Annotated in this window: 20 protein-coding genes and 1 pseudogene; 16 read left to right on the top strand and 5 right to left on the bottom strand. The window is 65.3% G+C overall.

The genetic code is table 11. The features are described from left to right. Positions 1-4: 4 nt before the first annotated feature. The 5 genes from PW843_27955 to PW843_27935 all read left to right on the top strand — a co-directional run bounded on the left by PW843_27955 (position 5) and on the right by PW843_27935 (position 3,987). Positions 5-685, top strand: a complete 681-nt coding sequence (locus tag PW843_27955; protein MDE1150400.1) for a Fe2+-dependent dioxygenase — start codon at positions 5-7, stop codon at positions 683-685. 111 nt (positions 686-796) lie between these two features. Then, positions 797-1,627 (top strand): tonB-system energizer ExbB, encoded by an 831-nt coding sequence (gene exbB / locus PW843_27950; protein ID MDE1150399.1) that lies wholly within the window; start codon positions 797-799, stop codon positions 1,625-1,627. Positions 1,628-1,632: 5 nt separating this feature from the next. After that, a complete protein-coding gene (gene exbD / locus PW843_27945) occupies positions 1,633-2,061 on the top strand; it encodes a TonB system transport protein ExbD (GenBank protein ID MDE1150398.1) in 429 nt (142 codons plus the stop codon). Positions 2,062-2,066: 5 nt separating this feature from the next. Next, positions 2,067-2,816, top strand: coding sequence for an energy transducer TonB (locus tag PW843_27940; protein ID MDE1150397.1), 750 nt, complete (start codon positions 2,067-2,069; stop codon positions 2,814-2,816). 397 nt (positions 2,817-3,213) lie between these two features. Then, positions 3,214-3,987, top strand: coding sequence for an FCD domain-containing protein (locus PW843_27935; GenBank protein ID MDE1150396.1), 774 nt, complete (start codon positions 3,214-3,216; stop codon positions 3,985-3,987). Positions 3,988-3,992: 5 nt separating this feature from the next. Here PW843_27935 and PW843_27930 read toward each other — a convergent pair whose 3' ends face one another. Together PW843_27930 and PW843_27925 are read right to left on the bottom strand one after the other, a co-directional pair. Beyond that, on the bottom strand, positions 3,993-5,159 hold the full coding sequence (locus tag PW843_27930) for a hypothetical protein (GenBank protein MDE1150395.1): 1,167 nt from the start codon (positions 5,157-5,159) through the stop codon (positions 3,993-3,995). Positions 5,160-5,345: 186 nt separating this feature from the next. Beyond that, positions 5,346-6,761 (bottom strand): serine hydrolase, encoded by a 1,416-nt coding sequence (locus PW843_27925; GenBank protein ID MDE1150394.1) that lies wholly within the window; start codon positions 6,759-6,761, stop codon positions 5,346-5,348. 167 nt (positions 6,762-6,928) lie between these two features. Between PW843_27925 and PW843_27920 the strand changes: the two genes are divergently transcribed. The 3 genes from PW843_27920 (at position 6,929) to PW843_27910 (ending at position 9,414) form a co-directional block, all read left to right on the top strand. After that, positions 6,929-7,495, top strand: a complete 567-nt coding sequence (locus PW843_27920) for a histidine phosphatase family protein (GenBank protein MDE1150393.1) — start codon at positions 6,929-6,931, stop codon at positions 7,493-7,495. Between the two features lie 132 nt (positions 7,496-7,627). Then, positions 7,628-9,085: a hypothetical protein gene (locus PW843_27915; GenBank protein ID MDE1150392.1), complete on the top strand. Its 1,458-nt coding sequence runs from the start codon at positions 7,628-7,630 to the stop codon at positions 9,083-9,085. 8 nt (positions 9,086-9,093) lie between these two features. Next, a complete protein-coding gene (locus PW843_27910; GenBank protein MDE1150391.1) occupies positions 9,094-9,414 on the top strand; it encodes a hypothetical protein in 321 nt (106 codons plus the stop codon). 140 nt (positions 9,415-9,554) lie between these two features. Here PW843_27910 and PW843_27905 read toward each other — a convergent pair whose 3' ends face one another. Then, positions 9,555-11,201: a lactate permease LctP family transporter gene (locus PW843_27905; GenBank protein ID MDE1150390.1), complete on the bottom strand. Its 1,647-nt coding sequence runs from the start codon at positions 11,199-11,201 to the stop codon at positions 9,555-9,557. Between the two features lie 639 nt (positions 11,202-11,840). On the opposite strand from PW843_27905, the gene PW843_27900 reads away from it, so the two are divergent. The 6 genes from PW843_27900 (at position 11,841) to PW843_27875 (ending at position 20,851) form a co-directional block, all read left to right on the top strand. Beyond that, positions 11,841-12,641: a (Fe-S)-binding protein gene (locus tag PW843_27900; GenBank protein MDE1150389.1), complete on the top strand. Its 801-nt coding sequence runs from the start codon at positions 11,841-11,843 to the stop codon at positions 12,639-12,641. Continuing rightward, positions 12,634-14,106, top strand: coding sequence for a LutB/LldF family L-lactate oxidation iron-sulfur protein (locus tag PW843_27895; protein ID MDE1150388.1), 1,473 nt, complete (start codon positions 12,634-12,636; stop codon positions 14,104-14,106). The genes PW843_27900 and PW843_27895 overlap by 8 nt, the downstream gene beginning before the upstream one ends. Then, positions 14,103-14,789, top strand: coding sequence for a lactate utilization protein (locus tag PW843_27890; GenBank protein MDE1150387.1), 687 nt, complete (start codon positions 14,103-14,105; stop codon positions 14,787-14,789). The genes PW843_27895 and PW843_27890 overlap by 4 nt, the downstream gene beginning before the upstream one ends. A gap of 31 nt (positions 14,790-14,820) precedes the next feature. Further along, positions 14,821-17,661, top strand: a complete 2,841-nt coding sequence (locus PW843_27885; GenBank protein MDE1150386.1) for an FAD-binding and (Fe-S)-binding domain-containing protein — start codon at positions 14,821-14,823, stop codon at positions 17,659-17,661. 159 nt (positions 17,662-17,820) lie between these two features. Continuing rightward, complete coding sequence (locus PW843_27880; GenBank protein MDE1150385.1) at positions 17,821-20,016, top strand: malate synthase G; 2,196 nt, start codon at positions 17,821-17,823, stop codon at positions 20,014-20,016. Positions 20,017-20,188: 172 nt separating this feature from the next. Further along, complete coding sequence (locus PW843_27875; protein MDE1150384.1) at positions 20,189-20,851, top strand: endonuclease/exonuclease/phosphatase family protein; 663 nt, start codon at positions 20,189-20,191, stop codon at positions 20,849-20,851. A 7-nt stretch (positions 20,852-20,858) separates the two neighbouring features. On the opposite strand, the gene PW843_27870 is transcribed toward PW843_27875, so the two are convergent. Both PW843_27870 and PW843_27865 read right to left on the bottom strand, forming a co-directional pair. Then, positions 20,859-21,194, bottom strand: a complete 336-nt coding sequence (locus tag PW843_27870; protein MDE1150383.1) for a hypothetical protein — start codon at positions 21,192-21,194, stop codon at positions 20,859-20,861. 134 nt (positions 21,195-21,328) lie between these two features. Next, positions 21,329-22,273, bottom strand: a pseudogene (locus PW843_27865) (hypothetical protein). 94 nt (positions 22,274-22,367) lie between these two features. On the opposite strand from PW843_27865, the gene PW843_27860 reads away from it, so the two are divergent. Continuing rightward, the gene (locus PW843_27860) at positions 22,368-23,009 is read left to right on the top strand and encodes a GNAT family protein (GenBank protein MDE1150382.1); all 642 of its coding nucleotides are present in this window, start codon (positions 22,368-22,370) and stop codon (positions 23,007-23,009) included. Between the two features lie 291 nt (positions 23,010-23,300). Next, positions 23,301-25,538 carry a TonB-dependent receptor gene (locus PW843_27855; protein ID MDE1150381.1) on the top strand — a complete coding sequence of 746 codons (2,238 nt, stop codon included), beginning with the start codon at positions 23,301-23,303 and terminating at the stop codon, positions 25,536-25,538. Positions 25,539-25,669 lie beyond the last annotated feature (131 nt).

Genomic DNA, 25,669 nt, shown 5'->3' with positions numbered 1-25,669 from the left:
TCCCATGCTTTTGCACATCCCCGGCGTCTTGACCCGTGAGCAAGTGGCGTGGTGCCGCCGTGAGGCCGAAACCGCCGACTGGGTGGACGGACGCGCCACGTCCGGCCACCTGTCGGCCAAGGCCAAGAACAACGTCCAGATCCGGGCCGGCCATCCGGCGGCCCGGACCATGGGCGACACCATCCTGGCGGCGCTGGAGGGCAACCCCCTGTTCCTGTCGGCGGCCCTGCCGCTGAAGGTTTACCCGCCGCTGTTCAACCGCTATGCCGAGGGGCAGACCTTCGGCACCCACGTCGACAACGCCATCTGCATCGTGCCCGGCAGCCCGCAGCGGGTGCGCAGCGACCTGTCGGCCACCCTGTTCCTGACCGACCCCGCCGATTACGACGGCGGCGCGCTGGTGATGGAGGACACCTACGGCACCCACCATGTCAAGCTGCCGGCCGGCGACATGGTGCTGTACCCCTCCTCCTCCCTGCATCGGGTGGAGCCGGTGACCCGGGGCGTCCGCTTCGCCTCCTTCTTCTGGATACAGAGCATGGTGCGCGATGACGGCGAACGCACCCTGCTGTTCGACCTGGACAGCGCCATCCAGGACCTGAACCGGGGGGCGGACGAACAGCCGACGGTGGTGCAGCTGACCGGCATCTACCACAACCTGCTGCGCCGCTGGGCCGACGCCTGATGCCAGGCCAAGGATCTAAATGAGACTTCGACGCATTTTCTAGTGATAAATTCGCCGTCTCGTTCGTCTTAGCTAGAGATGGACGCGTTGTTTTGAGGAAGGGGTAGGACCATGGTGATCACGAAGACAGCGGGCAAGAAGGCCGGCCAGGGCATGGGCTGGGCCGCCGGCCTGGGTGTCGCGCTGGCGGCCGGCGGCGCCTGGGCGCAGGATGCCGCCGTGCGCGCGGCCACCACGGTGCCCCATGATCTGTCCGCCATGGGCATGTTCCTGAACGCCGACGGTGTGGTGAAGACGGTGATCCTGGGCCTGCTGGCGGCATCGGTCGTCACCTGGACCATCCTGCTGGCCAAGGGCCTGGAGCTGCGCTCCGCCCGCCTGCGCCTGGCGGGTTCGCTGGCCAAGCTGGACGACGCGCCGTCGCTGGAGGTGGGGGCCGGGCAGCTGGACGCCCGGGACGACGCCCTGGCCGCCGCCTTCGCCCGCAGCGCCAACGCGGAACGCGCCCTGTCCGACGGCCTGCCGGCCGACGGCGTGAAGGAGCGGGTGATCCTGCGCCTGGAACGGCTGGAGGCGCAGGCCCGCCGCGCCATCGTGCGCGGCACCGGCATCCTGGCCACCATCGGCGCCACCGCCCCCTTCATCGGCCTGTTCGGCACGGTGTGGGGCATCATGAACAGCTTCATCGGCATCTCAAAGACGCAGACCACCAGCCTGGCCGTCGTCGCCCCCGGCATCGCGGAGGCCCTGCTGGCCACCGCCACCGGCCTGGTGGCCGCCATCCCCGCCGTGGTGGTCTACAACGTCTTCGCCCGCAAGGTTGACGGCTATCGCGTGCTGCTGGCCGACGTGTCGGCCGCCGTGCTGCGTCTGGTCAGCCGTGACCTGGACCGCGACGCCGTCGCCGGCCGCGGCCACGCCCGCACCCACGCGGCGGAGTAAGCGCCATGGCGGCCCGTCTTTCCCACGGCGGCGATGAGCTGGCCGAAACGCATGAGATCAACGTCACGCCCTTCATCGACGTGATGCTGGTGCTGCTGATCATCTTCATGGTGGCGGCCCCCCTGGCCACCGTGGACGTGCCGGTGGACCTGCCCACCTCCAACGCCCCGCCCCAGCCCCACCCCGACCACCCGGTGACGCTCAGCATCCGCGCCGACCTCAGCCTGGCGGTCAACGGCCAGGACGTGACGCGCGACGCCCTGGCAGCGGCCCTGGACAAGGCGGCGGAGGGCGACAAGGAACAGCGCGTCAACCTCAGCGCCGACCGCGTCGTCAGCTACGGCGACCTGACCGAGGTGATGAACAGCCTGCGCACCGCCGGCTACCTCAAGGTCTCGCTGGTCGGCCTGGACGGCGGGGGAGCCGCGCCGTGAGCGTGATGTCGGTGGGCAGCAAGGCGCCCCAATCCGGAACGGCGACCAACCAGCACGCCAGTGCCGACCTGGACGGCCAGGGCCCCGGCCGCTGGCTGGTCAGCTTGGGCCTCGTGCTGGGCCTGCACGCCCTGGCCCTGCCCTGGCTGATGAGCCGCGCCGACCAGGCGCCGCCCCCGCCGCCCGCCGCCCTGCAACTGGACCTGCCGCCGCCGCCGGCCCCCGCCCCGCCGGAACCGCCCAAGCCGGAGCCGCCGAAACCCGAACCGCCCAAGCCCGTGCCGCCGAAGCCGACCCCGCCCAAGCCGGTGGTGGTGCGGCCGGTGACGCCACCCCTGCCCGCCCCGCCGGTGCCCTCACCCGTGGCCGCCCCCACGCCGCAGCCGCCGGCGCCCAGCAGCGCCCCGGTGCAGAGCGAGGCCCCGGCCGTGCAGAACCCGCCCGCCCCGCCGGCCCCCGCCCTGAAGGGCCCGGACACGTTCGAGGGCCGGCTGCTGGCGCAGCTGTACAAGTACAAGCGCTACCCCGCCGCCGCCCGCACCCGCCACCAGACCGGCACCGCCATGCTGCGCTTCACCATGGACCGCAGCGGCCACGTCCTGTCCGCCAGCCTGGAGCGCAGCTCCGGCGCCAGCGCCCTGGATGAGGAAACCCTGGCCCTGGTGCGCCGCGCCGAACCCCTGCCCGCCATGCCCGACGAGATGCCGGGCGCCACCCTGGAACTGGTGGTGCCGGTGGAGTTTAGTTTGAATTAGTAGGGTGTTTTACCCGCACGCCCTCAAGCGCCGGGCGCGAGGCTATTTATTGGTTCTCTCAAGCGCCGGGCACGGCCATCCGGCCGCTGGGCTTATCCTCCCTTTTCGGTCCACTTCGTTCCCCAAAAAGGTCCGGCGGACGCGGTCGCGTCCTACAGCGGCATGAGGCAAACGCTCCTGCCGCTGCTTGGGGAAGCAGCCTCCCAAAAACAACCGGGTGGCACGGTGCAGCCCCCGCGAAAAAGCAAGCGGTTCATTTGGCGGGCCGGGCGCGCTTACGTGCCGTCCCGCCTTGCCCTCATTCCAGTTGCCCCGCTGATCCGGCTGGTCAATTATTTTGACCGGAGCGCCGCGCCAGACGGCGCGCACAGCGGGGCAGGAAGCGTTGACGGGACCCATGAAGGACAGCATCCGTCCGGCCAAACTGGCCGATACCATCGCGGAGCATCTGGAACAGCTGATCGTGGAGGGCAGCCTGCGCCCCGGCGAGAAGCTGCTGCCCGAACGCGAATTGGCCCTGCGCTTCAACGTCTCCCGCCCGTCCCTGCGGGAGGCGCTGGACAAGCTGGAACGGCGCGGCCTGCTGCACAGCGGCCGGGGTGGCGCCACCTTCGTCGCCCCCCTGTTGGGACAGTCGTTCACCGAGCCGCTGCACGCCGTGCTGTCCGCCCGGCCCGAGACCACCCTGGACTACCTGGAGTTCCGCACGGAGGTGGAGGGGGCCGCCGCCTACTACGCCGCCTTGCGCGCCACCGACGTGGACCGCGCCCAGATCGCCAAGCGGTTCGAGGCGATGGAGGCCGCCCACGGCACCGACGATCCCCAGGACGAGGCCAACGCCGACGCCGACTTCCACCTGTCGATCTACGAGGCCACCCACAACGTCGTCATCCTGCACATCATGCGGGCGCTCGCCGAGATGCTGCGCAAGGACGTCTTCTTCAACCGCGCCAAACTCTACCAACGCACCGGCGTCCGCCAACTGCTGCTAACGCAGCACCGCGCCCTGTTCGACGCCATCATGGCGGGTGACCCGGCGGCGGCGCGGGTGGCGGCGGAGAGCCACATCAACTTTATCCGTGACGCGCTGGTGGAGATCTCCCGAGCGGACGCCCGGCTGGAGGCGTCGCTCAGGAGGATCGCAGGTGGGGATATCGTGGCGGAGAAGTAAATTCGCTAAATCGGACATGAGACTTTCATATATCTGCAGAGCAATAACTCAATCCTAAGCAATAGTATTATTTGATGGTGCACCCGTGAACATCGCTGAAGATAATCTGCGTAGGTGATAATAACCTCCTTACCATCAGCTCCCTTTCCTGTTCGATATGAAATATCGCCCACTTCACGATTGAATACCAAATCTCCATGGTGAGAGGCGTTTCTGAGTTGATTATCATGCTCTTCGCATAAGGCCGAAAATTGCAAATTTTCTGAAAATGCAGAAAAGCGATTTGCTTTATCTAGCGTAAGATATTTCTCCAAAGATATGGTTGAAAGTTGGTCAAATGACCTTCCTAGCTTCACATTGTTGATCATTGTCAGAATATCAATAAATGACCCAAGGGCCTCGAAAGCATTTCCGTAATACATTTTGACAGAATTGAAGTTTACAGACGTTGCAGCCAAACTTCCCACCGTCATTCCTTGACCAACTGAAAAATGAACTTGGGAAAATTCACTCCACCCGGAGAAATATTCTCGCAGTATATCGAAATATTTTTGAGAGCGCATCGCCACTAAATTCGCGCTATAATGAATCATAACATCAGACAATTTACCAGACTCAGCTTCTGGTCGTATTATGTCGAGAGCATCTCTAAATCTCACTTCATAAGAAGTTCCAGTGAAATATAGAGCAAACCTCCACAGCCAATCCTGGATACCATCCAGTGGTTCATTGGAATAAAACTCATCACTCGCTTCTCGTAATATGTTTTCTGATAATTTTATTCTATTGCGGCGAAACAGTGACCAAGACTTCTTAAGCTTCTGCCATTCATTCTCTATATCAGGTCGGCGATATGGTCTAGCAGATAAGTTCTTTCCAGAGATATCAGCCACGCGCACGAGAGATCCTGATGCCTCTGCAATCCGAGCACGCTCATACATTTGTGATAGATGAGGAAATGCACCATCAACATTCCGCATGTCATCTGGAATGACGAAATTGGCATGGGTATTTACGATAATAAAATTCGATTCTTCTTGAACATTTTCACAATTTCCGACCTCTTCAATGCTATGTGTGCTGGTTTGATAGTCAGCTCTTAAACCAACTTCCATTTCCTCGCCACATGCCTGACAATCAAAACGATAGACATGAAAATCTTCGTGACCCATTCCCATGCGGACAACATGGCCCTGGCCACACGTACGGCATCGGAATGATGATCTGACTATCATTTTAACATCTCCTCCCGTGTCATTATTAGCGTGCGAAGAAAATCACTTGAGATGACCCCATCCTATGTGCCGCCATTCCCCTTGATAAATTCGTAAATACTATATCGCAGGTTGTCGCACCATTCACCCCGCTTGCACATCAAAACTCTCCACCCGTCCATCCGCCAGCACCTGAAGCACCACCCTCAACTTCCGTCCACTGACCTGCACCTCATAGGTCCGCGTGGTCAGCCCGTCCGCCTCATCCTGGCTGCGCAGGTCAAAGCTGTCGGGCTCACCCAACGGGCCCAGGGTCTGGGCGAACGTCCGGGCGCGCTTAGCATCAAAGTAAGCGTTGAAGTCAGCGCTCGCCTGAGCGCGGTCCAGACGCCCAGCCTGGATGTCGCGGAACAGGGCGCGGGCCTGGGCGTCGGTGGGGGTGGGTGGCACCACCAGGTAGGCCAGGCGGTCGGCGATGCGGGAGAAGGCGGGGCTGCTGCTGTCGTTGGTCAGGACGACGATGGCGATGCCTTCCGCCGGGTACAGGCGGTTGACGGCCAGGAAGCCCAGGCCCTGGCCGACATGATAGAGCAGGGTGCGGCCGCCACGTTTTGAGACGAACAGGCCCAGGGCGTAGGGCGAGGTGCCGCCGTCCGCCAGGGTGGGCGGGGTGATCTGTTCCTGCGCCTGCGCGGGTGCCAGCAATTGGTGCCCCAGGAAGGCCGCGTCCCAGCGGGCCAGGTCGCCGGCGGTGGTCACCACCTGGCCGGCGCCGAAGGACCAGCCCGCGCCCTCGGCCGGGGCCGGTTCCAGGGGGCCCAAGGCGGCGCGGACATAGCCGGTGGCGATACGCGGGGTTTGCGGGGTGAGGGCGTCCAGGTCGAGGGTCGCGGCCATGCCCAGCGGCGTGAAGACACGGGCTTGCAGGAAGGCGAACAGGGGCCCGCCCGCCGCCCTCTCCGCGATGCGGCCGGCCAGGACGTAGTTGAGGTTGGAATAACGGAAGCGGCTGCCCGGTTCGAACAGCAGGGGATGGCGGCCCCATTCATCGATGATGGCATCGGGCGTGGTCGGGCGGGTGCGCGGGCCGGCGGGATAGGTCTGCGGGTAATGGTCGGGGAAACCGGCGGTGTGCTGCAACAGCTGGCGCACCGTCGCCCGGCCGCCGTCCGACACATCCGGGTACCAGCCGGACACCGGGTCGTCCAGCGACAGCCGGCCATCCTGTTCCAGCAACAGCAAGGCATGGGCCGTCAGCGTCTTGGACAGGGAGGCCAGCTGGTAGCGGGTGTCCGGCGTGGCGGCAATCCGGGGGGACAGGCTGGCATCGCCATAGGCCGCGACGTAGGCGACATGGCCGTCCCGGACGATGGCGATGGAGGCGGAGGGCGCGCGCTCCTCGGCCAGCACCTGGCGCACCGCCCGGTCGATGCGCCGCGCCAGGGCGGGCGCGATACCGGTGGGCGCCACCGCCTGCGCCGTCCCGTCCTGCGGGGCCACCGCCAGCACTACCGCGGCCATCGCCGCCAACCGGCGCACCAACAGGTGCCAGCGTGCCATTCCGCGTCATCCCCCGTCGCCCATCCCGTTGTCCTTGATACCCCAACACGGCGGATCATTCGACCCCACCCGCGCCGAACGTGCCGCGCCGCGATTGCCCGGAAGGCGGCAACCGCCTAAGGTTGTTTTCTGTAGCATTCTTGCTCGCCCGATCGGAGCCGCACCCCATGTCCACCGCGCTGACCCTCTACATCATCCGCCATGCCGAAAAGCCGGGCGAGGCCTGGCCGGGGCCCGGTCTGACGGACCAGGGACAGGCGGATGACGAGTCCCTGGTCATCCGGGGCTGGCAGCGCAGCGGGGCGTGGGCGGCGCTGTTCGGGGCCGGGTTGGACAGTGGGGATTATGCAGCACCCCAGGCCGTCTACGCCGCCACGCCCGGGACGGCCTTGAGTCAGGGGCCCAGCAAGCGGCCGTTCGAGACGGCGTCGGCCCTGTCGGCCAGGCTGGGCCTGACCACCGACACCACCTATGGCAAGGGGGACGAGGCGGCGCTGGTGCAGGCGTTGCTGGGCCTGTCGGGCGTCGCCGTGGTGTTCTGGGAGCACAAGGCCATCGTCGAGGACATCATCCCCAAGCTGCCCGTCGACCACGGCACGCCGCCCAGCCATTGGCCGGGCGACCGCTATGACGTGGTGCTGCGCTTCGACCGCAAGGACGGGGACAGCCAGTTCCATTTCAAGGAGCTGTATCCCTGCCTGCTATCGGGGGACAGCGACACGCCGCTGGGCTGAGGCCGAGGAAGCCATAAGCGAATTTTCCGGAAATTCGCATTTCCGCATCCTTGCCCCTGGACCGGGAAAAACTCTGATCTAATTCACCGTCTGAGACCTTCGGTCCGATCCATCGGGATGGGGGGAACGGCGGTGCCTGACAGCTTTCATGGTGGTGCCGGGTCGGCGGGCCCGCCCCTGTACGACTGGATGGACGCGGAGGTTCCCGACGGCCGGCTGCTGATCGGGCCCACGCGCGGCCTGCCGGATTCCCTGCGGCGCTACTCGCTGCTTCATGCGGGCGTGCCCATTTGGCGGGAGCCGCACGTCGTCGGCTATATCAACGGCCTGGATGAAATCGGGCGGGCGCGGCTGCGCGTGGCCCTGCAAAGCGTCGAGTACCACGCCACCAATGAGGATTTGCCGACCCGCGCCGGCCGGGCCCTGGGCAACGGCACCCTGACGGCCGTGCTGATCCCCAGGGCCGTTCCGCCCCTGGTCGTGCCCCGGACGACGATATCCCCCGCGCAAGGGGACGGCGACCCGCCGGGCGAACCGGCGCAATGGTCGGTGACCGACCGCGTCGCCGCCATGCTCCGCCGCACCATCCCCCACCTGCCGCGCGACATGCAGCAGGCGGCGAAAAGCCTGTTCACGCTGGAAAACCTGTACGCCCTGGCGGGCTTCCTGGTGATCTGGGCCGCCGGCCACGCCGCCGGTTATGGCGAGGCCATCGACCTGGCCCTGCTGGTCATCGGTTACGCCATGGTTGGGTTCTCGGTGTTCAGCGGCCTGAACGATCTGGGCCACGGCGTCGCCATGGCCACCACCGCCAAGACGCAGCGCGACTTGGACGAAGCCGCGAAACGCACCGCCGCCGGCCTGACCACCCTGACCATCAACGCCCTGCTGGCGTTGCTGACCAAGCTGATGCCCAAGGCCGCCAGCGGCAAGTCGGCGCCCCGGGAAGAGGCGCCACCGCCGCCGCCCCGGGATCCGCCATTGCCGCCGAAGACGGTTGAGGCTCCCAAGCCGCCGGAACCTGAGATCAAGTCTCTGAAAGAGCGCTTTCCAAAAGAAGTCAATGACGCTTCCACGTTCAGAACTTTGGGCGTTGGGGAAAAAGGCGCTGCCAAATACATGGCTACTCCGGAGGGCCAACGTTTACTATCCGAGCTAAGCTCCGCCGACCCTATGGCGGACGAACAAACTATTTTGAGGCGCGCAACCGACTTATTGAGATCTGGCTCAAATCTCCCCAAAATGGAAAATACGTCATCTTCCTTAATTAAGATCGTACCCCAAGGAGAGGGGGTGACCCCCTATTCCCCATTTTTCACCACCGAACAGGGACTAAAAGACGCAGCTTCATCCGGGAAAGGGCTCTCCGACTATTTCGCCCTTCCCGCCAAAAGCGACGCAACTCTATATGATATTTATCAGATATCCCCAAAATCCAGTGTGGATTCGCCCGCTATATTTATCAATAATGTTGCACCGACCAGCGAACTTGGGGGCTTGGTGCAGCACCCGGGTGGTGCGATTCAATATCTTGTTCCGAACCGAGGACTTTGGTCCAACCCAGTGAAAATCGGCACAATAGGAAATTAGAGGGTGTGATGGACCAAGCTCTGATTAAACAAACTTCTATAGCGCTTGAAGATTTACTAAAAATCTACGCGAAGAATGACCCTGAAGCTCAAAGCTTATTCGGGGCGCTGAAACCTATTATCGATGATGCCAAGGCCGGAAAGATACAGTCACCAATGGATTGGGGAGATGTTCCTGGAGGATGGTTCTTCATGGAAGGAACTTTGCGCAAATACCGCGACCTTGAAAGCGCGTTTTCTAAGTTTCAGATTGAAGTGACGGGCGGCGAAACGCCTGACGTGAAGGCCGCGCTTCAAGCAATAAGGGCGATGAGGGCAAATAAGCCATAGAATCTATGAGGTATGGACGGGAACATCGCCCCTTCCGTTCGGTTGCGGCCAGGTCGACGCGCCCTCCCCCACACAGCCAGAGGCCCCGGCGGTCACCCGCCGGGGCCCTCAGCGCAGGCGTAGCGGCAGGCTCCCCCGCCCTACTGCGGGATCATCCCCGTCAGGAAGTAGGCTTGCAGCAGGGTGATCACGCCCACGATGCAGACGAAGAACACGCTGTGCTTCAGGGTGAAGCGCAGCAGGTTGGATTCGCTGCCCACCAGGCCCACGGCGGCGCAGGCCACCGCGATGCTTTGCGGGCTGATCATCTTGCCGGTGACACCACCGCTGCTGTTGGCGGCCACCAGCAGCAGGTCGGACACGCCGATCTGTTGCGCGGTCGTCGCCTGTAGTGCACCGAACAGGGCGTTGGACGAGGTGTCGGAGCCGGTGAGGAACACGCCCAGCCAGCCCAGGATGGGCGAGAAGAAGGGGAAGCCCTTGCCGGCGTCGGCCAGGGTCAGCGCCAGGGTGGAGGACAGGCCGGAATAGTTGGCGATGTAGGCGAAGGCCAGGACGGAACCGATGGTGTACATCGGCCACTTCAGCTCGTTCAACGTCTCGACAAACGTGCCGAAGGCACGGGCCGGGTTGTAGCGCAGCACGATCATGGTGAGCAGGGCCGCCACCAGGATGGCGCTGCCGGTGGCGGACACCACGTCCAGCTTGTACTGCGCGGCGTAGGGGGTGGGGTTGGCGACGATGGGCGCCACCTTCATCACCAGCTTGTCCAGCGACGGCACGTCGAACGCGAACACCGTGCCGGACAGCGCGCCGCCCTTGGCGAACAGCGCCTTGAAAGGCTTCAGGCTCCAGATCGTCACGATGACGGTGAGGATGAGGAAGGGCGACCACGCCTTGATGATCTGGCCCGGGGTGTAGCGGGTGGCGGCACGCTCCACCTCCGTCATCTCCTTGAAGCGGAAGATGGTCTTGGGCTTCCACACCTTCAGGAACCCGGTCAGGCACACCAGGCTGAAGAGGGAGGAGATGATGTCCGGCAGTTCGGCGCCGATGTGGTTGGAGGTGAAGTACTGCGCCACCGCGAAGCTGAGGCCCGTCACCAGGATGGCCGGCCACGTCTCCCGCACGCCCTTGACCCCATCCATGATGAAGATCAGCCAGAAGGGCACGAACAGGGACAGCAGCGGCAGTTGCCGCCCGGTCATGGCCGCCACCTTGTAGACATCCAGGCCCGACACCTGGGCGCCGACGATGATGGGCGTGCCCATGGCGCCGAAGGCCACCGGGGCGGTGTTGGCGATCAGGCAGAGGCCGGCGGCGTACAGCGGGTTGAAGCCCAGGCCCGCCAGGATGGCGGCGGTGATGGCCACCGGCGCGCCGAAGCCGGCCGCCCCTTCCAGGAACGCGCCGAAGGCGAAACCGACCATCAGCATCTGCAGCCGCTGATCCTCCGTGATCGAAATGACGGAGGCGCGGATGATCTCGAACTGCCCGGTCTTCACCGTGATCTTGTAGAGGAAGACGGCGGCGATGATGATCCAGGCGATGGGCCACAGGCCGTAGAAGAAGCCATAGACCACCGCCGCCAGGGCGGAGGCCGCCGGCATGCCGTAGGCGGCGATGGCGATCACCAGCGCGATCAGCACGGTCAACGTGCCGGCGACATAGCCCTTCATCCGCAGGACGGCAAGGGCCACGAAGAAAAAGACGATGGGCACCACCGCGACGATCGCGGACAGCGCCATGTTCCCAAACGGATCATAGACCTGGACCCAAGGCTGCATGGCCTTCCCCCCTAGTTATTGTCAGATCGCGGTACGGTTGGCCCGGTCGGGGCCAGGGCATAGGCAGACGTACTGGGACTGGAAACCGGATAGGCGGAATGTGCGGTGCGGGGCCCGGCCCAAACTGGGTACGGGCCGGTCTGTCGTTGTCGTCACCGGCGGCCTCGTGCCCCATCGGGGCGTGTAAGACGGCCGGCGTCCTCCCTAGCTTCACCGCGCCCGGGCGCGGTCCGGGTTCACCCCGGTTTGATCTCTCCCTGGTCAATTAACTGAACCACGGATATCGAGATGGATAACCCGCGCACCGGCCGGGCGCAAACGGAAAAGTCGAACCATCTCAAGTGGCCCCGTTTTGCCACGGCCCCTTCATCCCATACTGGCCGTGCACTTGGGCACAACCCCGCCCTTGGCAATAACGGCGCCGCAGCCATGGGGCCTATGCTGTCCAGCGGACCATTCGGCGGCGCACCATTTGGCCCCAGGCTTACGCGGTAGGCCGCCGCGACCAGATCGCCCAGAAGGCCCATGCTTGGTAAAATGATTTGACCAAGGCATCGTGCCGGTCAAAGAATGACGGCGACAAATCCCCGCCCCCGGCCGCACCGGAACGGGCGGGCACCTTCCTGGGAGGGAACGGTATTGACAGCAGCGTCCACGACCGCCGCCGCCAAAACGCCTTTTGACGCAACGTCCGGCGGCACGGCACCCAAGCCCGACACCGTCTATTTCTTCGGCACCTGCCTGGTGGACATGTTCTATCCGGAGGCCGGACTGGCGGGCATGGACCTGCTGCGCCATGCCGGGGTGCGGGTGATCTTCCCCGAGGCGCAAAGCTGCTGTGGCCAGCCGGCCCGCAATTCCGGATATTTCGAGGAGGCGCGGGAGGTGGCGCGGGCGCAGCTGGGCGCCTTTCCCGGCGACCTGCCCATCGTCGTGCCGTCGGGTTCCTGCGCCGGCATGATGAAGACCCATTACGAACATCTGTTCGAGGGCGATCCCGACCAGCCGCGCGCCGTGGCCTTCGCCGCCCGCATCCATGAGCTGACCGCCTTCCTGGTCAACGTGCTGGGCGTCACGCTGACGGATAAGGGGGAGCCGGTGACCGTCACCTGGCACCCGTCCTGCCATTCCATGCGCGAGATGGGCGTGACCGATGAGCCCAAGTCCCTGCTGCGCCAGCTGTCCAACGTCACCTTGGTGGAGAACAGCCGCGAGCGGGAGTGCTGTGGCTTCGGCGGCACCTTCTCCGTGCGCCAGACGGCCGTGTCCACCGCCATGGTGTCGGACAAGCTGGCCAGCGTGCGCGACACCGGCGCCGGCACCCTGCTGTCGGGCGACTGCGGTTGCCTGATGAACATCGGCGGGCATGTCGAAAAGGTGGGCGACGCCACCCGCTGCCGCCACATCGCCGAGTTTTTGATGGAGCGGTGTCATGGCTGATGGCGGGACGCATCCCGATCACGGACCCCGCTTCGCGGAGCGGGCGCCCGAGGCGCTGAACAACCCGCAGTTGCGCCGCAACTTCCGCCGCGCCATGGACGGCCTGATGGCCAAGCGCGCCGCCCAGTTCCCCGACCCGGCCTATTGGCAGGAGTTGCGGGAACGGGGGGCCGCGGTGAAGGCCCGCGCCCTGTCCAAGCTGCCGGAACTGCTGGAACGGCTGGAAGCCAACCTGACGGCCAACGGCATCCAGGTGCACTGGGCGGAAACGACGGATGAGGCCAACGCCATCGTCCTGGACATCCTGCAACAGGCCAGCGCCCGCACCGTCATCAAGGGCAAGTCCATGGTGTCGGAGGAGATGCACCTGAACGACCACCTGGCCCGGCATGGCATCGAGGCGGTGGAATCGGATCTGGGCGAATACATCATCCAATTGGCGGGCGAGGCGCCGTCCCACATCGTCATGCCCTGCATCCACAAGAACAAGGATGAGATCGCAGACCTGTTCGCGGAGAAGATACCGGGCCAGCCGCGCACCGATGACGTGGATGAATTGACCGCCGCCGCCCGCCGCGTCCTGCGCGAACGCTTCGCCAACGCCGACGCCGGCATGTCCGGCGTCAACTTCGCGGTGGCGGAGACGGGCACCCTGGTGTTGATCGAGAATGAGGGCAACGGGCGGCTGTCCACCACCCTGCCGCCGCTGCACATCGCGGTGACCGGCATCGAGAAGGTGGTGGAGTTCCTGGACGACATCCCGCCGCTGCTGGCCCTGTTGCCGCGCAGCGCCACCGGCCAGCCCATCACCACCTACGTCAACATGATCAGCAGCCCCCGGAAAGAGGGGGAGAAGGACGGGCCCAAGGCGGTGCACCTGGTGCTGCTGGATGCGGGACGCAGCCGCGTCTACCAGGACGTGGAACTGGCCGACACGCTGCGCTGCATCCGCTGCGCCGCCTGCATGAACCATTGCCCGGTCTATACCCGCGTGGGCGGTCACACCTATAACGCCATCTACCCCGGCCCCATCGGCAAGATCCTGACGCCGCAGTTGCAGGGGCTGGAGGCGGCGGGCGACCAGCCGCACGCATCCACCCTGTGCAACGCCTGTGCCGAGGTCTGCCCGGTCAAGATCCCCATCCCCGACCTGCTGGTCCGCCTGCGCCGCGAGGCGGTGCGGCCGACGGAGGTCGCGGCCAACCATCTGCCGGTGGTCAAGGACGGCGGGGCGGGGCGGTCGTGGACGGAAAACCTGGTCTGGGCCGGATGGCGCACCGTCTACACGCACCCGCTGCTGTACCGCGCCGTCACCCGCGCCCTGGCCTGGGGCGGCAACTGGATGCCGGCCGGCGCCCCCCTGATGCGCGACTGGACCAAGGCGCGGGCCAAGCCGCGCTTCAAGCCCCGCACCCTGCATGATCTGGCCCGCGAACGGGGTTACCTGGGCGAGGCGCCGAAATGAGCGCCACCGCCACCAGCAACACGGCGAGGGCCAACATCTTCGCCCGGCTGAAGGCCGCCCCCGGCCGGCTGGGGCCCGACCTGCCGCCGTGGAACCCGCCCACATATCCGGACCCGGCCGCCCGCCTGGCGCGCTTTCGCCAGATGGCGGAGGCCAACCATGCCGAGATCCACGACGTCACCACGACCAACTGGCCGGAACGGCTGGCCGCCATCCTGGGCAACCGGGGGGTGCGCACCCTGATGTACGCGCCGGACACACCCTGCGGCGACGCGCTGGCGGCGGCGGTAGCGGCGGGTGCCCGCCTGCCGGACCTGGTGCCCTACGATGCCACCGTGGAGGTGATGAAAGAAGCGCTGGTGCACCGGGTGGATGCCGGGCTGACCGGCACCCGGGGCGCCATCGCGGAGACCGGCACCCTGATCCTGTGGCCCACGGCGCAGGAGCCGCGCCTGCTGTCGCTGCTGCCACCGCTGCACATCGCCGTACTGGACGCGGCCACCCTGCACGACACCCTGGCCGTGGCGGTGAAGGACGGCGGTTGGGCGGGGGCCATGCCCACCAACGCCCTGCTGATCTCCGGCCCATCCAAGACATCCGATATCGAGCAGACCCTGGCCTATGGCGTCCATGGGCCCAAGGAACTGGTCATCCTGTTGGTGAACGCGCCCACGCAAGAATAGGCCGCACCGGATTGCAGAGGGAGGGAACGCCATGCCTGACACCGCCCTGGGAACGCATTTATCGCTGGATTACAATGGCCTGCGGGCCGACTTGGCGGCCCTGGTGCCGGCCGACCGGCTGATCACCGACCCGTTGCGCCGCCTGGCCTATGGCACGGACGCCAGCTTCTACCGCCTGGTGCCCAAGCTGGTCGTGCGGGTGGACAGCGAGGATGAGGTCAGCGGCGTGCTGGCCGCCTGCCGGCGCCACGGCACGCCGGTCACCTTCCGCGCCGCCGGCACGTCGCTGTCGGGCCAGGCCATCACCGACAGCCTGCTGATGGTGCTGGGCGACGGCTGGCACCGTTCCGTCATCTCCCCCGACGGGGCGGTCATCAAGGTACAGCCCGGCATCATCGGGGCGGAGGTCAACCGGCGCCTGGCGCCCTATGGCCGCAAGATCGGGCCGGACCCTGCCTCGATCGAGAGCTGCAAGATCGGCGGCATCGCCGCCAACAACTCGTCCGGCATGTGCTGCGGCACGCACGAGAACACCTACAAGACCATGCTGTCGCTGCGCTTCATGCTGGCCGACGGCACCCTGGTCGACACCGGCGACCCGGCCAGCGTCGCAGCATTTCGCACCAGCCACGCGACCCTGCTGGCCCAGTTGGATGAGATGGGCCGGCGGGTGCGGGCGGATGCCGTGCTGGCCAGCCGCATCCGGCGCAAGTTCGCCATCAAGAACACCACCGGCTACAGCCTGAACGCCCTGGTGGACTATGAGGACCCGGTCGACATCCTGGCCCATCTGCTGATCGGGTCGGAGGGCACGCTGGGTTTCATCGCCGAGGTCACCTACCGCACCGTGCCGGAGCTGGCGGACAAGGCCAGCGCCCTGTTGCTGTTCCCCGACATCGTGGAGGCCGGGCGTGCCGCCTGCCTGCTGAACGGCGGGCCGGTGGCGGCGGTGGAACTGATGGACCGGTCCAGCCTGCGCTGCGCCAAGGGGCAACCGGGGCTGCCGGACGAAGTCCACGCCATGGGCGACGAGGTCGCGTCCCTGCTGGTGGAGACGCGGGCCGAAAGCCCGGAAAAGCTGGCGGAGAACATCCGGGCCATCACCGACCTGCTGGGCGGCGTGACCCTGATCCGGCCCCCGGCCTTCACCACCGACCCGGTGGAATACGGCAAGCTGTGGAAGATCAGGAAGGGCCTGATCCCCACCGTGGGCGCGGTCCGCCAGACCGGCACCAGCGTCATCATCGAGGACGTGGCCTTCCGCATCGAGGATCTGGCCGACGCCTGCCGCGATATGCGGGCCCTGTTCGACCGCCATGGCTACCCCGACGCCATCCTGATGGGCCACGCACTGGCCGGCAATTTGCACTTCGTCTTCGCCCAGGACTTCAGCACCAGGGAGGAGATCGACCGCCACGCCCGTTTCATGGATGAGATGGTCCACATCGTGGTGGAGAAATACGACGGTTCCCTGAAGGCGGAGCACGGCACCGGCCGCAACATGGCGCCCTTCGTGGAACTGGAATGGGGCCGCGCCGCCACGGCATTGATGTGGGAGATCAAGCGCCTGATCGATCCCGCCAACCTGCTGAACCCCGGCGTGCTGCTGAACACCAACCCCACCCTGCACCTGGAGAACCTGAAGGCCCTGCCAGCGGTGCACGGCCTGGTCGATACCTGCATGGAATGCGGCTTCTGCGAGAAGATGTGCCCGTCCCACGGCCTGACCCTGAGCCCGCGCCAGCGCATCACCGGCCTGCGGGAGATCGCGCGGCTGGAGGCGCTGGGCCAGCCGACGGTGGAGATGCGGGACCTGTTTGACTATCACGCCATCGACACCTGCGCCGCCTGCGGCCTGTGCGCCACCGCCTGCCCGGTGGGCATCGAGACGGGGCAACTGACCAAGGCCTTGCGCGGCCGGCGCCATGGGCAGACGGCCCGCACCCTGGCCAGCCTGATGGCCCGCCACTACGGCACCGTATTGGCCGCCACCCGGGGGGCCCTCACCCTGGCCGGGCTGGCGTCCCAGGCCTTCGGGCCGAAGAAGGTGGCCAGCCTTGCCGCCCATGCCCGCCGCCTGACCGGCGACCGGCTGCCCCATGTCGGCCCGCACCTGCCGGACGGGGCCAGCATGGCCTGGCTGCGCGACGTGCCGCCGGCAAGCGATGTGGGCGAGCCCGTGGTCTACCTGGCGGCCTGCGCCGGCCGCACCATGGGCCCGGCGGTGGAGGATGCGGAGAGCGACCCCCTGCCCGCCGTCACCCTGCGCGTGCTGGCCCGCGCCGGTTACCGGGCCATCGTGCCCCAGGGGCTGTCCAACCTCTGCTGTGGCCTGGCCTTCGAGTCCGAGGGCATGGGTGAGGCGGCCGACGCCAAGGCGGCGGAGATGGAGGCCGCCCTGGCCCTGGCCAGCGACCATGGCCGCATCCCCATCGTGCTGGACGCCAGCGCCTGCACCCAGCGCCTGAAGACCTATCTGTCCGGCCGGCTGCCCGTCCGCGACCTGGTGGACTTCCTGGCCAAGGACGCCCTGCCCCGCCTGAACCCGGTGCCGCAGGAGGCACCGGTGATGCTCCACCTGAACTGTGCCGCCCGCAAGATGGGGCTGGACGGCCAGGCCACCGCCGTCGCCAAGGCCTGTGCCGGCACCGTGGTGTTGCCGGAACGGGTCGGCTGCTGCGGCTTCGCCGGTGATAAAGGGTTTGTGGAGCCGGAGTTGAACGACCACGCCCTGCGTTTCCTGGCCCCCCAGGTGCCGGCGGGCTGCGAGGCGGGATATTCCAGCAACCGCACCTGCGAGATCGGCTTGGCCGACCACGCCGGTGTGCCTTACCGCCATCTGGTCTACCTGGTCGACCGGGCGACACGATGACGGTCATACGCCCGCCGGCGGCGGGCAACACCTTCCGCACCGTTGACGGGGGCGCCCTGGCCCCCTACCCATTACGGGCGTCAAACAGCGGTGCGTCACAACCAGCTGGCCTTGGGGGCGAACCCCCAGGCCGCACGTAGGAAGATTGGGAGAAGACACATGACGGCACGGGTTACGGCCGGGCATCTTCAAGTGGCGCAGGAACTGTTCGACTTCGTCGAAACGGAAATGCTGCCCGGCACCGGCTTGTCGGTGGAGGCGTTCTGGCAGGGCGTGGACGTCCTGGCCCATGAACTGACGCCGCTGAACCGTGAACTGCTGGCCAAGCGCGACGCGCTGCAACAGCAGATCGACGACTGGCACAAGGGCCAGAAGGGGCGCCCGCTGGATCCGGCGGCCTACCGCGCCTTCCTGTCGGCCATCGGCTATCTCCAGCCCGAGGGGCCGGACTTCGCCGTCAGCACCAAAAACGTGGACGCGGAGATCGCCACCATCGCCGGCCCGCAGCTGGTGGTGCCGGTGATGAACGCGCGTTACGCCCTGAACGCCGCCAACGCGCGCTGGGGCAGCCTGTACGACGCCCTCTACGGCACCGACGCCCTGCCGGAGACGGACGGCGCGGAGCGTGGCCGGGGCTACAACCCCATCCGCGGCGCCAAGGTCATCGCCTTCGGCCGCACCTTCCTGGATCAGTCCTTCCCCCTGGCCGACGGCTCCCACCGCGACGCCACCGGCTATACGGTGGTGGACGGCGCCCTGTCGGTGACCTTGGAGGGTGGCGCCAAGACCGGCCTGGCCGACCCCAGCCGCCTGTGCGGCTGGCAGGGGGACGCCGCGGCGCCCACCGTGCTGCTGCTGGCCCGCCACAACCTGCATGCCGAGATCCACATCGACGCCGGCCACCGCATCGGCCGCGAGGACAAGGCCCACGTGGCCGACATCGTGCTGGAATCCGCCGTCACCGCCATCATGGACTGTGAGGATTCAGTGGCGGCGGTGGATGCCGCCGACAAGGTGCTGGCCTACCGCAACTGGCTGGGCCTGATGGCCGGCACCCTGACCGCCCAGTTCGACAAGGGCGGCCAGACGGTGGACCGCCATTTGAACCCCGACCGCACCTACACCGCCCCCGGCGGCGAGACCCTGAGCCTGCCCGGCCGCAGCCTGATGCTGATCCGCAACGTCGGCCACCTGATGACATCGGACGCCATCCTGCTGGCCGACGGCAAGCCCATCCCCGAGGGCATCCTGGACGCCATCATGACCGGCGCCATCGCCCTGCACGATCTGCGGCGCGACGGCGTGGGCGACACCCCGGACGTGCGCAACAGCCGCGCCGGCTCCGTCTACATCGTGAAGCCCAAGATGCACGGCGCGGAGGAGGTGGCGTTCGCCAACCGCCTGTTCGGGGCGGTGGAACAGCTGCTGGGCATGGCGCCCAACACCCTGAAGATGGGCATCATGGATGAGGAGCGGCGCACCACCGTCAACCTCAAGGAATGCATCCGCGCCGCCCAGCACCGGGTAGTGTTCATCAATACCGGCTTCCTGGACCGCACGGGCGACGAGATCCACACCTCAATGGAGGCCGGCCCGGTGGTGCGCAAGAACGACATCAAGTCCACCGCCTGGATCAAGGCGTATGAGGACTGGAACGTCGATATCGGCCTGGCCTGCGGCCTGAAGGGCCGGGCGCAGATCGGCAAGGGCATGTGGGCCATGCCCGACCGGATGGCGGACATGCTGGCCGCCAAGGGCGCCCACCCCCAGGCCGGCGCCAACACCGCCTGGGTCCCCTCACCCACCGCCGCCACCCTGCACGCCCTGCACTACCACACCGTGGACGTGGCCGCGCGCCAGGCCGTGCTGGCCGGCCACCGCCGCGCCAAGCTGGAGGATATCCTCACCCCCCCGCTGGCCAACGGCATCAACTGGTCGGAAGAGGAAATCCAGCAGGAACTGGACAACAACGCCCAGGGCATCCTGGGTTACGTCGTCCGCTGGATCGACCAGGGCGTGGGCTGTTCCAAGGTGCCGGACATCAACAATGTCGGCCTGATGGAAGACCGCGCCACCCTGCGCATCAGCAGCCAGCACATCGCCAACTGGCTGCACCACGGCGTCTGCACCAAGGAACAGGTGAGGGCGACACTGGAGCGCATGGCCGGCGTGGTGGACAAGCAGAACGCCGGCGACCCGGCCTATACGCCCATGGCCGCCGACCTCGCCAACAACATCGCCTTCCAGGCCGCCTGCGACCTGGTGTTCGACGGCGTGCGCCAGCCCAACGGCTATACCGAACCCGTGCTGCACCGCCGCCGGCGGGAGGCGAAGGCCAAGCAGGCGAGCCACTGATCCATTGATGAACCATCCCAGCCCCGCCCCTTTCCGGGGGCAGGGCTGGCCTCATCCGGACATAAGCCCATCTCACTTACGTGTATAAGCCTTTATACTTACAGCTCAACAGTTGAGTTGTTTGCCGGGTTTTCCTACCCTCGGGTCCACAAACCGGATCCGGAGCCAGCCCATGCCTCTCAGCTTCGTCACCTGGAACAGCCAGGGCGACCCCCGCAATTCCCCCGCCAAGACGGCGCAACTGAACAATCTGCTCACCGCCCACGGCTATGTCCTGGTGCAGGAGGCGGGCGCGCTGGCCGCCCAGGCCAGCTACACGGTCCTGGGCGTTCAGTACACGATCCTCAGTGAACAGCAGGCGGGCGCGTTCAACAACCGCTGCGGCACCGCCATTCTGACCCGCCGTAATTTCGTGGCCTTCGCCCCCTATACCTTGCCGAACAGCAATGGCCGCTTCGGCCTGTCGCTGCGTGACACCGGCATGGGTGTCATCGTCGGCACCCTGCATTCCAACGCGGCAGCGAACGCCGGCGTCGACCGCACCGGCTTCCTGCAGCACCTCGACCGCAACGCCAACGGCGGGCCGGTGATGGTGGGCGGCGACTTCAACGCCGTCCCGCCCCCCAACCCCTTCAACATCGGCACCTTCGCCCGGCCCGACATCTGGGAGGTCTACGCCAGCGGCGGCCCCACCCAATTCCCGGGTGGCCTTGAACTGGACTATTTCATCGGGCGCGGCGTCGTGGTGGCGGGCGCGGTCGCCCGCGACACCCCCGGTGTGGCCGCCGGCAGCGCCGGTTCAGACCACAAGTGGGTCACCGTCACGATTTCTTGATAGTTGACTATGACGTCTGCCGAATCGACCAAGGGAGTGGCGGCAGCTTGTGATCGGGAATGCCACGCTCTTTCAACGCGAACCGAGCAGTAGCATGATTATTGACCCACTCCGTCCAATCGGGCAGCCGGCCAGTGTCGATGAGGACGTGGTCCCAATCAGGCGGCGGCGAACACAGATATAGGGATTGATCGGGCATCCTTCTCGACACCGCCGACTCAAGGTTCAATGATGGCGTGCGTGTCAGGGGAAACCAAAAAATGCCATCGCTCTCAATGGCCTCAACCGCCAAATCTACGATCTTCTCGACGGGCAAAGTCCAATAATCTTCAGGCAAGGCCATGGCAATCCCTCTTCAATCTACCCAAATTACGATAACAAAATGAAAATATCTTCGGAAGATTCTATATTAGAAGAAAGGATATTCCAAGAAGCCTGGAACAATACTTCATAATAAAGACTCTCCTAATCGGCACGTCACGCCTGCTCTTCGGCGTCTTTTGCAAGCCAATCATCAAAGGATTCGCGGGAAATATTTGTCAGCATACTCGCGAAGACATTGCGATTCGCCGCATAAAGCACATGACGCATCTCCGTGAATACGTTAAAATTTTCACCCCGATTCGTTCCGATAAAATGCTCCTTATATCGCCGCACTAACCCAATCTTCTTTCTGAGGTAAAAGTTGAACTTCCCCCTACTAATATTCGGCTCACGTTCGATCACCTCGGCAGTAAAACCATCGATCATCCTTGGCTCGAACTCAACGCCTGGGAAAAAGTGGCGAGCAATACGCAGCAGCCTGAAAGCGTTAAGCGGCGCAAACTGCCCACGCTCAATGTCGTCGGCACTTGCCGCAGGGTAAGCTTGCCCCTCCTCCTGCGCGGTCTCCTGTGCCTCCGGTTCCGGCTCAACCGCAGCCTTATTAATCTCGACCTCGGTCTCATCTCTGACTTGGCGGAACTCACGGTCAGCAAGTTCAAATAGAGCGGCAAGTGTGTTTATACGGCGCTTGAGTGAGGGGGGAATTGATTTTTTATACTTTATCTTATGGTCTAACGTACTCCAAGAGTCCTGTATAATCGTGCGGATTTGGAGCTCAAATCGATAAGGAGCAAAGAGCTCATACTCGGGCATCCTCGCGCGTGCTGCGCTGAGCTTCAAGTCGAGGTGAAGACCTTTGTAGCCAAATGTGTTTTCCGTACCCTCGATTTCAGCTATTTTGTCTGTAAATTCTATTACGTCAAAGTGCTTATGAACGAGATCGCCAATTTTTTCAATCTAATCTTCGTACAAACACACAAGACGCAACCCGATCAGGTCGGTAATTCGATCTTTGATTTCGTATGGTATCTCATTTTTCTCCAGATCACCCCGATACTTTCGGGTGAATTTCTTAATGCACTCCTCTCGGTCTTTAATGCGACCACCTTGTCACGCAGACAATATCGCCCTTGAACCGCCTGTCCCCCAGCCCGTATCGACAATGGGAGCGTCCCCACCAGTGGAGGCCCCCATGGCCGAGATCACCACCACCCCCATGACCGTCACCCCCGTCACCCTGGTGGGGACCGTGGTGCGGCTGGAGCCGTTGAGCCATGAACACCTGGCCGGGCTGATCGCGGTGGGGCTGGCCCCGGTGCTGTGGCGCTGGGTGCCCACACAGGTGACGACGCCGGAGGAGATGCGGGCCTACGTCGTGGCGGCGCTGGAGGAGCGGGACCGGCATGCCAGCCTGCCCTTCGCCATCGTGGACAAGGCATCGGGTGCCGTCATCGGCAGCACGCGTTATGGCAACATCGACGGCGTCAACCGGCGGGTGGAGATCGGGTGGACCTGGGTGGCGCGGTCACATCAGCGCACCGGGGCCAACACCGACGCCAAGCGCCTGCTGCTGACCCACGCGTTCGAGGTGTTGGGCGCCCATCGGGTGGAACTGAAGACCGACGCGCTGAACCAGCAATCGCGCGCCGCCATCGCCCGTATCGGCGCGACGCAGGAGGGCATCTTCCGCAGCCACGTGGTGGTGCCGGCGCGCGTGGGGCCGGAGGGGGAGGTCATCCCCGCCCGCCTGCGCGACAGCGTCTATTTCTCCGTCATCGCCGCCGAATGGCCGGTGGTGAAGGCCCGGTTGGCGGACCTGGCCCGGCGCGCCTGAGCCGTCACACGACCGTCACATCCCCTATTGCCCCGACCGACCGCGCGGCCTATCGCTGTTGCGGTGCGGCGGGGCCGTTCGCAAGCGCGGCATGCCAGCCATGCGCCCACTTTCGGGGTAATCCAGTTCGTCTATCGATTTCCCAGATTGACCACGGCATTGCCCTCAATGCTAACTATGTTCATGTGTGATTTATAATAATACACACTGAATTAAGGGTTAAATTCGGCGGCCGGGTATCCGGCCCATGAGCCCCGAAGGGGCCGCGCCGAGGCAACGGGAGTACGAAGGATGAAGGGTCGGATCAAAAAGACGGGTGCCGTGTTGGCCGTGACCTTGGCCGGATGCGCCAGCGGCGCGCTGGCGCAGACCGCAGCCCCGGCCTCGGGTGCGGACGCCCGTGACGGCGGCGTGCCGGAGATCATCGTGACGGCGCAGCGCCGGGCGCAGTCGGCCCAGGATGTCGGCCTGTCGGTCTCCGTGGTGTCGGCCGGCGACCTGGCCGCCCATCACGTCAACTCCATCAACGATTTGCAGAACCTGACTCCGGGGCTGGAGGTCATCAACGCCTTCGGCGGCGGCCAGCCGCAGTTCCGCATCCGCGGTGTCGGCTTCAACGACTATGCCTCCAACAACTCCCCCACCGTCGGCATCTATGTCGATGAGGTGGCCTATCCCCTGCCCATCATGACCCAGGGCCTGATCTTCGACGTGGATCGGGTGGAGGTGCTGCGCGGGCCTCAGGGCGTGCTGTACGGCCGCAACACCACCGGCGGCGCCATCAACATCCTGACGGCGGAGCCGACCGACAAGGTCTCCGCCGGCATCACCGGCGACTACGGCAGCTATAACGCCAGCAAGATCGAGGCCTTCGTGTCCGGCCCGGTCAGCGACACGGTGAAGATCCGCCTGTCGGCCGTAACGCAACAGGGCGGCGCCTGGCAGACCAACCGGGTGACCGGCCAGGATCTGGGCAACGCCGACCGCACCGCCGTGCGGGCCAAGATCGACTGGACGCCCACGCCCGACACGGACGTGAAGCTGAACGTGCATTACGGCCGCGACCTGTCGGACGGTGCCGGCGCCTATCTGTTCAACCCCATCGCGCAGTCGTCCACCGTGACGGTGCCAGCCGACACCGACCCGTCCAAGACCGGCTGGGGCGTCTCTCAAGCCTTTTCCAAGGCCACCGGCATCGACCCGTCGTCCAAGCCCTTCCGCAACAACACCAGCGGCGGCGTGGACCTGACGGTCGAACACCGGTTCGAGGATTTCAAGATCACCAGCATCACGGCGTGGGAGGCCTTGAACCGCAAGGAGTTCGACGATTGGGATGGCACCGCCTACCACGACGCCGACGAATACTTCAACAGCCGCGCCCAGGATGTGTCGCAGGAACTGCGCGTCGCCTCCACCACCGCAGACAAGCTGCAATGGGTGGGCGGCATCTATTACTCGCACGAGACCCTGCGCGAGGCCTTCCTGTCGGATTTCAGCGACAATTACGGCTTCATCGCCAACACCCGTTATCACCAGACGGAGCAATCCATCGCCGGTTTCGGGCAGGTGGACTACGCCGTCACCGACAAGCTGAAGCTGATCGCCGGCCTGCGCGAGGAGCACGAGGACCGCACGCTGTACGACTTCAGCACCAGCACCATCCCCAGCGGGCTGGGCCTGGGCGTCGGTGCCGCCAAGGTGCCGACCGGCTTCACCCAGACCACCGGCAAGGTCGGCGTGGAATACAAGGTCGCCGACCCCGTCCTGCTGTACGCCAACATCAGCCGGGGGGTGAAGTCCGGCGGCTTCACCGCCTATAACGCCCTGTCGCTGGAGGCGCTGAAGCCCTTCGCGCCCGAAGTGCTGTGGGCGTACGAGGTGGGGGCCAAGTCCGAATTCCTGGACCACACCCTGCGCCTGAACACGTCGGCCTATTATTACGACTATCATAACCAGCAGGTGCAGTCGGTCGTCATCGACCCGGTCTATGGCGCGGTCGGCAAGATCGTGAACGCGCCCAAGTCCGAGATTTACGGTGCGGAGGTCGAGGTCGAATGGGCACCCGCCCACACCGGCCTGCTGTTCACCCAAGGCCTGGGCCTGTCGCATGGCGAGTACAAGGATTTCAAGGCGGTGGACACCGCCGCCTCGCTCGCCACCTGCTATCCCTGCACCGCCGTCTATACCGACCAGAGCGGCCAGGAGCTGGGCTATCCCCGCATCACCTACAACGGCAGCGCCAGTTATGACTGGAAGCTGCCGGGCTACAGCGTGACGCCGCAGGTGGACTACAGCTACCGCAGCAACCTGCGCTCGCCGCTCGGCAGCACCTACAACGTCCGGGGCTATTGGCTAGCCAACGCGTCGGTGACGCTGAAGCCGGACCAGGGGTCGTGGACGGCATCCGTGTATGGGCAGAACATCTTCGACAAGCGCTATGACCTGACCCGCAACTTCTTCACCAACGCCGACATCGCCATCCCCGGCCGGCCGGCGACCTGGGGCATCCGGTTGAGTTATTTGTACTGATCCGGGGCGCCGGCATCCGCCGGCTTGTCCTCAGTTCAAGGGGGCGTTAGCGCCCTAAAACTTCCGGCGGCTGCGGTCGCAGCCTAGCGGCATGAATGCCGCCGCTAGATTCTTCCCACCCTGTGATGGCG

The sequence above is a fragment of the Azospirillaceae bacterium genome, assembly GCA_028283825.1.
Taxonomy (GTDB): domain Bacteria; phylum Pseudomonadota; class Alphaproteobacteria; order Azospirillales; family Azospirillaceae; genus Nitrospirillum.
Note: the sequence above shows the minus strand (reverse complement) of the source record. Positions and strands in the feature narration are given on the sequence as shown.